12 protein-coding genes are annotated in these 12,301 nt (G+C 53.2%); 7 read left to right on the top strand and 5 right to left on the bottom strand.

Annotation, left to right across the window (positions count from 1 at the left end; genetic code table 11):
* Both PPL9_RS19265 and PPL9_RS19260 read right to left on the bottom strand, forming a co-directional pair.
* The coding region (locus PPL9_RS19265; protein WP_280139068.1) for an RNA methyltransferase substrate-binding domain-containing protein at positions 1–387 on the bottom strand (387 nt) is incomplete at its 3' end.
* 4 nt (positions 388–391) lie between these two features.
* Positions 392–1,348 (bottom strand): class I SAM-dependent methyltransferase, encoded by a 957-nt coding sequence (locus tag PPL9_RS19260; protein ID WP_057464255.1) that lies wholly within the window; start codon positions 1,346–1,348, stop codon positions 392–394.
* 605 nt (positions 1,349–1,953) lie between these two features.
* Between PPL9_RS19260 and PPL9_RS19255 the strand changes: the two genes are divergently transcribed.
* From PPL9_RS19255 to PPL9_RS19235, 5 genes are all read left to right on the top strand, one after another.
* The gene (locus tag PPL9_RS19255; protein ID WP_057464200.1) at positions 1,954–2,655 is read left to right on the top strand and encodes a carbon monoxide dehydrogenase subunit G; all 702 of its coding nucleotides are present in this window, start codon (positions 1,954–1,956) and stop codon (positions 2,653–2,655) included.
* A 193-nt stretch (positions 2,656–2,848) separates the two neighbouring features.
* Positions 2,849–3,337 (top strand): (2Fe-2S)-binding protein, encoded by a 489-nt coding sequence (locus PPL9_RS19250; RefSeq protein ID WP_057464199.1) that lies wholly within the window; start codon positions 2,849–2,851, stop codon positions 3,335–3,337.
* A gap of 108 nt (positions 3,338–3,445) precedes the next feature.
* On the top strand, positions 3,446–5,809 hold the full coding sequence (locus tag PPL9_RS19245; protein WP_057464198.1) for a xanthine dehydrogenase family protein molybdopterin-binding subunit: 2,364 nt from the start codon (positions 3,446–3,448) through the stop codon (positions 5,807–5,809).
* A 3-nt stretch (positions 5,810–5,812) separates the two neighbouring features.
* Positions 5,813–6,310: a hypothetical protein gene (locus PPL9_RS19240; protein ID WP_057464197.1), complete on the top strand. Its 498-nt coding sequence runs from the start codon at positions 5,813–5,815 to the stop codon at positions 6,308–6,310.
* A 41-nt stretch (positions 6,311–6,351) separates the two neighbouring features.
* Positions 6,352–7,152 carry a xanthine dehydrogenase family protein subunit M gene (locus tag PPL9_RS19235; protein ID WP_057464196.1) on the top strand — a complete coding sequence of 267 codons (801 nt, stop codon included), beginning with the start codon at positions 6,352–6,354 and terminating at the stop codon, positions 7,150–7,152.
* Positions 7,153–7,184: 32 nt separating this feature from the next.
* Here the strand turns inward: PPL9_RS19235 and PPL9_RS19230 are convergent, their stop codons facing one another.
* The gene (locus tag PPL9_RS19230; protein WP_208989490.1) at positions 7,185–7,910 is read right to left on the bottom strand and encodes a hypothetical protein; all 726 of its coding nucleotides are present in this window, start codon (positions 7,908–7,910) and stop codon (positions 7,185–7,187) included.
* Between the two features lie 165 nt (positions 7,911–8,075).
* On the bottom strand, positions 8,076–8,837 hold the full coding sequence (locus tag PPL9_RS19225; RefSeq protein ID WP_057464195.1) for an SDR family oxidoreductase: 762 nt from the start codon (positions 8,835–8,837) through the stop codon (positions 8,076–8,078).
* 117 nt (positions 8,838–8,954) lie between these two features.
* Between PPL9_RS19225 and PPL9_RS19220 the strand changes: the two genes are divergently transcribed.
* Positions 8,955–9,164 (top strand): (2Fe-2S)-binding protein, encoded by a 210-nt coding sequence (locus PPL9_RS19220; protein ID WP_057464194.1) that lies wholly within the window; start codon positions 8,955–8,957, stop codon positions 9,162–9,164.
* 54 nt (positions 9,165–9,218) lie between these two features.
* On the top strand, positions 9,219–9,704 hold the full coding sequence (gene bfr, locus PPL9_RS19215) for a bacterioferritin (protein WP_054784322.1): 486 nt from the start codon (positions 9,219–9,221) through the stop codon (positions 9,702–9,704).
* A gap of 53 nt (positions 9,705–9,757) precedes the next feature.
* Here bfr and hrpB read toward each other — a convergent pair whose 3' ends face one another.
* Complete coding sequence (hrpB, locus tag PPL9_RS19210; protein WP_057464193.1) at positions 9,758–12,211, bottom strand: ATP-dependent helicase HrpB; 2,454 nt, start codon at positions 12,209–12,211, stop codon at positions 9,758–9,760.
* Positions 12,212–12,301 lie beyond the last annotated feature (90 nt).

The raw sequence follows: 12,301 nt of genomic DNA, 5'->3' as shown, positions 1-12,301 counted from the left end.
CGTGGCACTTTTCGGGTCAATGTCACTCAGCTTCATAGTTTGCTGTTCGTAAACACCAACCACCATCTGCGGATTGTCACGGCGGGTGATCGCACCAAGCACAGCCGTGTTCACCTCAAGAATGAGGGCGCCACGGGCTTTTGCTTTCGCAGCCGCTTCTAGCGCAATCTTGTTCTCACGAGCTTCAGGACCAAGCGCCAGATAACGCACACCCCAGCCAGCTTCCAACGCATCGGTTGCCAGCTTCAGGCCTTCAGCAACGAACAATCCGGACTGTTTACGATTCTTGCGCTGAGCAACAAGGCCTTTAATTTCCTTCACAATCGGATTGGAATGTGAGGTGATCTGCTTTACTGCACCGGCACGGTGATTATCTCTGGTTTCCATCGGGTTATGCTCCCTCAGCCTTATTGTTTTCAGGTGCGCTCCACCGGCTGAATAGGGAGGTTGAGAGCAATCGTGGTCCATCAAGTTCGCGAATAGCCAATTCGCCGGATTCAATCGTGCCCGGCAAACCATCAAGGCATTCACGCATCAACTCATGAGAAGACAGGAAGCTGGCGCGGATGGCGTAGCTGGACATCAGCAGGAACTGCGCATTGGGCGAGAGTAGCTTTCGCACGCACGCCAACATGTGCGGCACGCTTTCAAAGAAGTCCCAGACCTCTCCATTCGGCCCGCGACCATATTTCGGCGGGTCAAGGATAATGCCGTCATAGGTGTTTCCGCGGCGCACTTCCCGCTCCACAAACTTCATGGCGTCATCACAGATCCAGCGAATTGGCTTGTCTTCAAGGCCGGATAACTCCTGGTTCTCACGTGCCCAGACAATGGCCTTTTTAGAAGCATCAACATGAGTGACTTGTGCGCCAAGAGCAGCAGGCAGCAGCGAAGCCATTCCTGTGTATCCAAACAGGTTGAGAACTTTGAGCGGACGATCTGCTTTTTTGATCTGCTCGCCAACCCAGTCCCAGTGTGCAGCCTGTTCAGGAAACACGCCCACATGGCGAAAAGACATGAACTGGCCATTGAAGGTAGCAGGGCCGTATTTCATCTGCCAGATCTCATCAACCTGATTGGCAAACTTCCAGCGACCAGGGCCTTCTTCTTCTACGTCACCGGTAAAGATAGCGTCTGCGCTTTTCCATTCGCTTTCTGGCAGGCGAGGGGCCCCCATAGCCTGCGCTTCAGGGCGGATCAGTTTATAGCGACCATAGCGCTCAAGCTTTTGTCCGTGTCCCATATCCAGCAAGGCATAATCGTCCCAGCCGTTCATTTCCACCATCACAGGCAAAATGCTGGCAGGGGTGGTGAAACGGGCAGATGTTGGCTTATGTTCGCGTACAATGGGCTCAACAACTGTGGTGGCTGGAGCGCTGCGCGTTTGGTCTCGCCGGTTCGGGCGCGTTGCTGCTGCGCTATCTTTCTTGCCACCACGAGTGTCGCGGGGATTGCGCGCCTCTCTCTGGTCCCGATTATCTCGAGTATCGCGTTTGGCAGAAAAACCACGCTTCGGACCGTTGTCCTTCCGTGCTCCGCCTTTTTTGGATTGCGCATTGCGGGTTCGTGGAGCGCCGCCTTTGGGTGATTTTCTCAAGGATGTTGCCTTTGATTTTCTGCGCACAAACGCGAGACAAAGCCTCACGCTGAATTCGTTTATTTAATGAAAAGGCATTAAGGCGATGCGGGCCTCGGGTCAACGCTTTAGCGCAAAACAAGCTCTTTACCGTTAAGTGAGTATCCACAGCGTGGGAACACTAGCATAATGCAGGACGTATAAAACGTCGTTGTGTTCTGAAAGGAAGTTTTGAGCATCCATGACAATTTTAACACGAGAGGTACTTGTCTTTTCCCTCGATTTAAGTCCAATCTACATGATGTGGAATGCAAAAGTGACCTTAAGGCGTGGAGCCTACCTAAAGGAAGCACTGAAAAGAACGAGGGGGCCAATCCATGGAAATGTCTGGAGAGCAGCAAATACCTGCGAGTCAGGAAAAGGTTTGGGAAGCTCTCAACGATCCTGAATTGCTGAAAAAGTGTATTCCCGGTTGCGATAGTCTGGAAAAAACCTCCGACACTGAGATGTCTGCCACGGTCACAGCAAAAGTGGGACCGGTCAAAGCCAAGTTCAAAGGAGAAGTAACCCTCTCCGATCTGAACCCGCCAAACTCCTACAAAATTTCCGGAGAGGGCAAAGGCGGTGTTGCAGGGTTTGCGAAGGGCTCGGCAGATGTAACCCTGTCAGAGAGTGGGGATGGCACTCTTCTAAGTTATGAGGTTAATGCAAAGGTCGGTGGTAAACTTGCTCAATTGGGAAACCGGTTGATCGATTCAACTGCCAAGAAGATGGCTGAGGAGTTCTTCTCGAATCTGAACAGAGAACTCGGTGGAACTCCGGTAGCAGGCAAGGACGAGCCGCTAGAAGCTGTTGAGTTGGATCAGGGTCTGATCGAGGAAGCCAAGTCTATCGCAAACGAGCACGCCATCGAAGGATCAGTTGAAGCCATGGCTGATGCTGAACATGCGTTGGAAGATGCAGTCAAAGACGTTGAGGAGAAGGTAGAAGTTGCGGCGGGCAAGGGATTCTTAGGTGGTCCGCTGGGTTGGGGCCTTATGGCTCTGGTTGTTTTGATTGCTCTTTATTGGTTACTTTGAAACTAGGAATTTGGCGGTCGGAAATTGCAAGGCGCGTAGAGGGCGCTTTGTAAGCTAACGGCCCCGCCGAATAACAAGGCCAATGGCCTAAATTACAACCAACTGCCTTGATAGGACGGGAGATCCTGACCAAGGCTGTTGGCTTCATAGTCTGCGGACGCGAAATTGCAGGCTTTTTTGAGGGAGGAAAACCATGACGACTGTCTCTATGACGGTGAATGGAAAGCAGATTTCTGGTGAGGTCGAAGACCGCACCCTTTTGTCTACATTTCTGCGCGAAAATCAGGGACTGACCGGAACACACATCGGCTGTGACACCTCACAGTGTGGTGCATGTCTCGTGCACATGGACGGTAAAGCAGTGAAGTCCTGCAGTATGCTTGCTGTTCAGGCAACTGGTTCTGCTGTCACCACAATTGAAGGTGTTTCCCAAAATGGCCAACTGCACATCATGCAGAAAGCCTTCAAGGAAAACCACGGTCTTCAGTGCGGTTTCTGCACCCCTGGCATGATCATGTCCGCAATCGATATGATTGATCGCCTGGGAACAGATCTCGACGAGAAAACAATCCGCCATGAGCTGGAAGGCAACATTTGTCGCTGCACCGGCTACCACAACATCGTCAAGGCAATCAAAGCCGCAGCTGACGAAATGGCCGAAGTTCTCGAAGCCGCAGAATAATTCGGAAATTCAACTGATCATTGATCCAGCTGCACCTTATTTCAGGTGCGTTGCACTGCTGGAGCCTATGAACAGTTGCTGAAGTCAACCTTCCGGGAGGGGATGGAAATGACAGCAGAAGGAATCGGCGCACGAGTGCTGCGCAAAGAAGACAAAAGATTTATTACCGGAAATGGCCGCTACACGGATGACATGACCATGCAACGCATGGGCCACGCTGCTTTCGTCCGCTCAACACACGCTCATGCTCGTATCAAGTCCATCAACACAGATGATGCGATGAAAATGCCGGGTGTTGATGCAGTCTTGAACGGACATCAGTTGGTTGCAGACGGCATCGGCAACATCATTTGCGGATGGATGATCCATTCCAAAGATGGTTCTCCAATGAACATGGGCGCGTACCGTGCTTTGGAGTCGGAAACAGTCCGTTATGTCGGTCAGGCCATCGCAGTTGTTGTTGCTGATACTCAGCAGCAGGCACGTGATGCAGCAGAAGCTGTTGTGGTGGAATATGAAGATTTGCCAGCTGTCGTTGACAGTCTTGATGCTCTGAAAGATGGCGCACCACAGCTCCATCCGGAAGCCGCTGGCAACCTCATCTACGATTGGGAGATCGGCGAGGAAGCTCCAACGGATGAAGCGTTTGCAAACGCTGCGCACATCACTCGGATGGACATTGACAACAACCGTCTTGTTCCAAATCCGATGGAACCACGCTCTGCTCTGGCGCATTTTGATCCGTCAGAAGAGCACTACACGCTTTACACCACCTCTCAGAACCCGCATGTGGCACGCTTGGTACTCTCCGCGTTCTACAACGTGGCACCTGAGAACAAGCTGCGCGTAGTTGCGCCGGATGTTGGCGGTGGCTTCGGCTCCAAGATCTTCATTTATCCTGAAGAGATTGCTTGTCTTTGGGCAACAAAGCGTGTTGGCCGCCCAGTCAAGTGGACCTCCGACCGTACAGAAGCCTTCCTGACAGATGCGCATGGTCGTGATCACCACAGCACCGCAGAGCTGGCTCTGGATGCGAACAACAAAATCACCGGGTTCCGTGTGAAGACAGTTGCCAACCTTGGCGCTTACATGTCTTTGTTCTCATCTTCTGTACCAACCTACCTATACGCGACGTTGCTGTCGGGCCAGTACAACATTCCAAACATCTACGCGAATGTGAAAGCGGTCTACACCAACACCACTCCAGTGGATGCATATCGCGGTGCAGGGCGACCGGAAGCAACCTATGTGGTTGAGCGCATGATGGAGACGGCTGCAAAGGAAGTTGGCATGGCGCCAGCTGAATTCCGCCGCATCAACTTTGTGCGCGAGTTCCCGCATCAAACACCAGTGATCATGGCTTATGACGCCGGTGATTACGAAGCCTCTCTTGATGCAGCCATGAAGGCTATCGATTATGATGGCTTTGCTCAGCGTCGCACTCAGTCTGAAGCAGCTGGCAAGCTCCGTGGTATCGGCATGTCTTGCTACATTGAGGCATGTGGTATCGCACCATCTCAGGCTGTCGGCTCACTCGGCGCAGGTGTCGGTCTTTGGGAATCTGCTGAGGTTCGTGTGAATGCCGTTGGAACCATTGAGGTTCTAACTGGGTCTCACAGCCATGGCCAGGGTCACGAAACCACATTTGCTCAGTTGGTCTCTGACCGGCTTGGCCTGCCTACGGAGAGCATCTCCATCGTCCATGGTGACACTGACAAAGTGCAGATGGGCATGGGCACATATGGCTCCCGCTCTGGTGCCGTTGGTATGTCTGCAATTGCTAAGGCACTCGACAAAGTCGAAGCCAAGGCGAAGAAGATCGCAGCGCACCTGATGGAAGCGTCCGAAGGAGACATCGAAATCGAGAATGGTGAGTTGAAAGTCACCGGAACCGATAAGAAACTCACCTTCACCGAGGTTTCTCTGGCAGCTTACACAGCCCACAACCTGCCGGAAGGCATGGAACCGGGCCTGAAAGAAGGCGCGTTCTACGATCCAACCAACTTCACGTTCCCTGCAGGGTGTTACATCTGCGAAGTCGAAGTTGATCCGGATACGGGCGTTGTCTCCATCGAGAACTTTGTCGCAGCTGATGACTTTGGCACCATCATCAATCCGATGATTGTGGAAGGTCAGGTGCATGGCGGTTTGGTGCAAGGCATTGGTCAGGCCATGCTGGAAAACACCCAGTATGACGAAGACGGTCAGCTGCTTACAGCTTCTTTCATGGACTACACCATGCCGCGTGCGGATGATGTGCCATCCTTCACGCTGGAAACCACAGTGACCGAATGCCCGGGCAATCCGCTCGGCATGAAGGGCTGCGGTGAAGCTGGCGCGATTGGGTCACCACCTGCTGTCATCAACGCCGTGACGGACGCCCTTGGCATTCGTGACATGAATATGCCTGCCTCGCCAAACCGCGTCTGGCAGCTCATTCAGGACAACGGCATGAAGCAGGCAGCGGAGTAATCAATGGCACAGGCTGGCGCTAAATCGATATTGGATCACAAGTTCATCGCCATCGAACTCAATCAGCGCGCATGGGCTCTCTTAGAAAATGAGAGCCGCTCGCCCGAGGAAAATGACGAGATGCTCCATGTCGCCCACGCCAGCCTTTGGCACTGGCTTCAGGCCGGAACGAAAGTCCATCACCAACGTGGTTTGTGGCTCGTGGGTCGTATCCATGTTCTGCTTGGAAACCGTGAAGCAGCAATGCGTTACGCCCGACAGACCATGGACCTGACAGAGGTTCATCAAGAGGATATGGCAGACTTTGACCACGCCTATGCCTCTGAACTACTGGCACGCGCCACATTGCTGGCAGGGGAAGAAAGCGAAGCCTCAGTTCTGTTTGAAAGAGCTGCGCGGCTTGGCCAACTGATCCACGGTGAGCAAAATCGCAAGATTTTCTTTTCCGATCTGGAAGCTATTCCGTACCCGAAAACTGAATTGTCTGAACTTAACTCATAGCAACTCTGCCAAAGACCCCTTTAGGGGATGGGAGGCTAAAAATGTACGAGACCAAATATCATCGCGCATCAACTGTGTCAGATGCTGCGGCAATGCTGAAAAATGCTGATGACGGCAAACTGCTTTCTGGTGGTCAGACCTTGATCCCCACCATGAAGCAACGCCTGGCAGCGCCAAGTGATCTGATTGACCTGCGCCACATCGGAGAAATCTCCGGCATTGTAAAGCAAGCTGATGGCTCTATCCGCATCGGTGCAGCAACTTGTCATGCAGATGTCGCGGCCAATGAAGATATCAAGGCTGTCCTTCCAGGACTGGCTGACCTGGCAGGCACAATCGGTGATCCGCATGTCCGCCATATGGGTACGATTGGTGGCTCTGTCGCCAACAATGACCCGGCAGCGGATTATCCGGCAGCTTTGCTGGCTCTTGGGGCAACCATCGAGACCAACAAGCGTGAGTTCTCTGCGCAGGACTTCTTTACTGGTATGTTCGAAACAGCGCTGGATGAAGATGAGATCGTGACCGCGGTTGTCTTCCCGGTCGCATCGAACACCGCATATGCAAAGTTCCCCAATCCTGCCTCGCGCTATGCGATGGCTGGCGTCTTTGTAGCAAAGACCGGAGCGGGTGCTCGTGTGGCTGTGACAGGTGCCGGTCAGGATGGTGTTTTCCGCATGCCTGACATGGAAAAAGCTCTGGATGGTAACTGGTCTGCCGATGCGGTTGCAGGCATGGCGCCATCTGCTGACAACATGCTTTCAGACCTTCACGGTACCGCTGCCTATCGCGCTAATCTGGTGACGGTCATGGCGAAGCGTGCTGTTGCAGCATCCAGCTAACACATTGAGGGAAGGGGCTTTGTCCCTTCTCCTCACTTCTCTGGTGTGACATAACCTGCCTGAATTGATCGCTGGAATGTAATGGCCGCGTACTGGTGAACTTCACCCAGATAGGCAAGCAGAGCAGAGAGAAAGGTCGTCAGACCGACCAGCTCGAATGTCTCTTCCAAAATGTAGAAGATCTTGTAGCCAAGCGCATCATAGCCTTCGCTACCAGCAAACACAGCTCCCAGCATCTCAAAACCAATCGCACCGGACAGATAGATGCTGCCTGACAGCACAAACAAAACAGCAAACCGTTTTGGTAACCGCATGAGAAAGCGAAGATAAATCAGCCCAAGCGTTCCAACCAGAACCACAGCAGGCAACACCCACGCAAAGTAAAAAGCACCGCTCAGGTTAAATGCATTGCGTAGCGGATCGATCGTGACTTCATGGATTGCGATGTTCTCGTCAACGGACATGTAGAGAAAACCAAAGGCGAGCACGAACCAGTAGGGCCAGTTTTGCGGTTTGTTGGAGTGCCGTTCAATGATGCCAATCAGAGCAGTCAAACCGGCAATGCAGAGCATCACCATGGAGGAGAACCATGCGCCGAGGTTGAGTTCTTCATCCAGTGAGATATGCCGCAGGTCTTTCAAAGGCGTTTCAATGCCAATGGTATCAACGAACACCTGCTGAACAATGCCGAGCAGCACAATCAGAAACACCATGCCGTACAAAACGACCGGCACTCTTTTTAAGTTGACCGCTGGCATGTGTTTGATCCCCCAACACTTCTGAATGCAACCAGCTAATTAAATCAGAGGATCCATAAAAAAGAGCTAAGATATATTGCCAATGATTGACGCTCTTCAGCACGCATGCTGGTAACAAAAAAGGGCGCCCAAAGCGCCCCTTTCACGTTTCACAGAATAACGCGTTTATACGTGCTGACCGCCGTTGATATGTATTTCAGCGCCTGTCACGTAAGACGATGGGGCTGAGCACAGGAAGTAGATGGTGTCTGCCACTTCTGTGGTGCTGCCCAAACGGCGCATCGGAATGGTCTCGACGATTTTCTCGGTACCAGGTGAGAGAATCGAAGTATCGATCTCGCCCGGAGCAATCGCATTCACACGAACGCCGTGCGGCCCAAAGTCAGCAGCCATTTCGCGCGTTAGGGAAGCAAGAGCTGCCTTGGAAGTGGCATAAGCTGTTCCCGCAAACGGATGCACACGGCTCCCAGCGATGGACGTGACGTTCACGACAGAGCCTCTCGCAGCCCTCAGCTCATCAAACAAACCGCGAGCCAGCATAATTGGCGCGAAGAAGTTCACCTGAAACACATCTCGCCATGTTTGCATTGGGGTTGTCAGGGAATCGAGGCGTTGGCCTTCCTCGTCTTTCGGGCTGATACCCGCATTGTTGACGAGGGCATGAAGCATGGAGCCGTTGTCTTTCAGACGCTCTTTGATCTGGAGAACGGCGTTTTCCAGATTACCTGCATCACCCAAGTCCACTTCAATGTGGTCCTCCGGCCCGGATGGCCAAGGGCATTTGTCAGAAAATGGTTGTCTGGAACAGCTAATGACCCGATAACCCGCTGAAGAAAATTTCTTTACGGTTGCGTGGCCGATTCCACGGCTTGCGCCCGTTAAGACGATTGTCTTGCGGAGATCCTTCGTCGTTTGGTTGGTGTTCATAGGGGCTTTGCTCGTGATAGGACTGCAGGAAACTGGAGTATTATTCTCTAGTTTTAAAAGATCTACTGTTTATATAATGCTTTGCAAGCGAAATTGGGAGCCCGAAAGCAACCAACAATGATCATTTGTCACTGCAACGTCATTAATGACAAGGAAATAAAACAAGCTGCACGTGAGCTTTGCGAGAATCCTGAGGGGGGTGTCCCCACTCCGGGCGCGGTATTTCGTCATCTTGGGTACAGGCCAAAATGTGGTGGTTGCTTTAAAAGCATCATCGAAGTTGTATACGCTGAGGCTGAACAAGTTAAAGATGACTCTGGACAGTAACTTGGAATTATTCTAAAAAAGGTCAATACCTCAATTTGTCAAGGAGAGAGTGACATGAAGGGTGAACCTAAAGTACTGGAATATCTCAACAAGGCTCTACGCCACGAGCTGACCGCAGTAAATCAATACTGGCTGCACTACCGTCTCCTTGAAGACTGGGGCTTCACAAAGCTTGCAAAAAAAGAACGTGAGGAATCCATTGAGGAAATGGAACACGCCGATAAACTGATCGAGCGTATCATTTTCCTCGAAGGTCACCCGAATCTGCAGACACTCGATCCGCTGCGCATCGGTCAGGACCTCAAGGAATGCCTTGAATGCGATCTGGCAGGTGAATACTCCGCTCGTGCTCTTTACAAAGAAGCACGCGAAGTTTGCCGTGATGAAGGTGATTACGTCACCATGAAACTCTTTGAAGACCTGATGGCAGATGAAGAAGGTCACATCGACTTCCTCGAAACCCAGCTGGAACTTCTGGAAAAGATCGGCGTCGAGCGTTACGGCCTGCTGCAGGCAACTCCTGCAAACGAAGGCGAATAAGCTTTTCATCTTTGAGTTTTAGAAGGCCGGAGAGCGTTATGCTCTTCGGCTTTTTATTTGCGCGGCTTCACGCGGCGCGTAGCTTCTGCATCCAGCGGATTATCAGGCCACGGGTGTTTAGGATACTGCCCCTTCATATCAGCCTTCACATCCGCCCAGGACCCTTGCCAGAATCCAGGTAGGTCCCTGGTGATCTGAATAGGTCGCTGAGCAGGGGAGAGCAGTTGCAGCACCAGCTGAACCTTCCCACCGCAAATGCTTGGGTGCTCCGCAAGGCCAAACAGCTCCTGCACCCGAACGGAAAGCATCGGCCCTTGCTCGCCATCATAATCAACCGGAATGCGCGATCCGGTGGGTACGACAAAGTGTGAGGGTGCCAGATTGTCCAGTTCCGAACTCAACTCCCACGGAACCAGCGTTGCAAGCGCGTCCCCCAACGTGCCCGCACTCACTTGAGACAGCACCGTCTTCCCTGCTAGGAATGGACGCAGCCACTCAAAATCTGTACCCAGAGCCTTGTCACTCAAGTCTGGCCACTCTTTCCCAGCAGTCTCGCGCAGATAAGTCACCCGTCCGCGATAGCGTAACTGATCCTTGTTCCATGGCAGACGGGCTGCACCTTTACGGGTAATCTGTTCAAGCAGCGCATCAACAATCGCTTCAGGATCAGGGTCAGAGATTTTCTTCTCGTTCAGCACCAGTTTGCCAAGGACCCGCTGTCGAACCGCTTTGATGGCACCGTCTGGCATCAACTGCACCTGTTCCTTCTCGCGGATGTGCGAGGCAAAGCGAGCTCCGAGTTCATTGAAGGAAAGTGGTGCAGCCAGCAAGATACGTGCACGGGCTGCTGTACCGGTCACTTCAGCAATACTCAGGAATTTCTCGGCATAAAGCGCCTCGCTCTCTTCCAGCTGTGCACCACGCCCATTGGCAAGGCGGAAGCTGCCCCGGGCACCACGTTGCTGTGCGATGCGGTCAGGATAGGCAAGGCTCAGGATATCGCCCGCATCCTCAAAACTGGCACGCTCAGAGGGGCGTCCGCCAACAAGCTTCACCCAGCGCTTGGCCTGCGCTCGTGCTTCTTTGCCTCGTGGACTCTGGTCTTGCATCAAGCGGCGTAAGCGATCTCGCAGATCAGTCGAGCGACCGCCTAAACCATGCTCACCAATAATCACGGCAATCAGCGATGCCAGCTCGGCCTGTCCCTCTTGCGAGGCTTGCACCAGCATGTGCCCGAGACGAGGGTGCAGCGGCAGTCCGGCAAGGTCACGCCCAGCTTTGGTCAGTCCGCCATCTGCATCCAGCGCGTCGAGCTCTTCCAGCAGCTCTTTAGCCTCAGACCAGGCAGCTGCAGGCGGCGGTGTCATAAACTTCAGCTGAGCGGGATCAGAAACACCCCAATTGGCGACATCAAGCACAAGTCCGGAAAGATCACTCTCCAAAATCTCTGGCTTTTCAGCAGCAGGCAGGGCCTTCGTCTGCGCTTCCTCCCAAAGTCGATAACATATGCCCGATTCCACACGGCCTGCGCGCCCTTTACGCTGTTCCGCTGTCGCACGAGAAACCTTCACGGTCTCAAGACGTGTCAGTCCCGTTTGCGGATCATAACGCGGTACGCGGGAAAGACCCGCATCAATCACAATACGCACGCCCTCAATGGTCAGGGATGTCTGCGCAATGGCTGTGGTCAGCACCACTTTTCGCTGACCGGGCTTGGCAGGACGAACAGCCAGATCCTGCGCCTTACTATCCAAAGCGCCATAAAGAGGTGCAATGCTCACATCAGCAGCAACGCGTCCTTCCAGCAAGGACTGCGTGCGCTTGATCTCCCCCTGACCCGGCAAGAACACAAGCACAGAGCCTGTCTCTTCAGCCAAGGCTGAACGAACAGCCCGCGCCACCTGGTCTTCCAGCCTTCCACGCGGATCACGGCCAATGTAGCGCGTCTCAACCGGATACTGCCGACCTTCACTCTTCAGGATTGGTGCATCATCCAGAAGCTTGGAAACTTCAGCCGCATCCAGTGTTGCGGACATCGGCACAATGCGCAGGTCATCGCGCAACGCTTCCTGAACATCCAAAGCAAGCGCCAGCCCAAGGTCTCCGTCCATGGAGCGCTCGTGGTATTCATCAAAGAGAACGGCAGCCACGCCGGAAAGCTCAGGATCATCAAGGATCATGCGGGTGAAGACACCTTCCGTCACCACCTCAATGCGTGTTTTGCCTGAAACCTTGCTGTCCATGCGCACACGATAACCAACCGTCTCGCCAACGCTCTCACCCAGCGTATGCGCCATACGTCGCGCAGCAGCACGCGCTGCAAGGCGCCGAGGTTCCAGCACGAGGATCTTACCATCGCCTCGCCATGGAGCATCCAGCAGGGCGAGTGGCACACGGGTTGTCTTACCCGCACCCGGCTCGGCAACAAGAACCGCATTGGTGTTTTGCTCAAGAGCAGAGAGCAAGTCCGGCAGGATCGCTTCGATTGGCAAAGAGGAAGACGTCATGGGCTCCGCAAAAAAGTAGGCGTCAAAAAAGAGAAAGCAGCTCCACAGACCTTAATCTATGCAAAGCTGCTCCCAGTCAATTTGGAATTT

Origin of the sequence: Pseudovibrio sp. POLY-S9, from assembly GCF_001431305.1 — a bacterium.
Taxonomy (GTDB): Bacteria; Pseudomonadota; Alphaproteobacteria; order Rhizobiales; family Stappiaceae; genus Pseudovibrio.
This window is presented reverse-complemented; position numbering and strand designations above follow the sequence as displayed.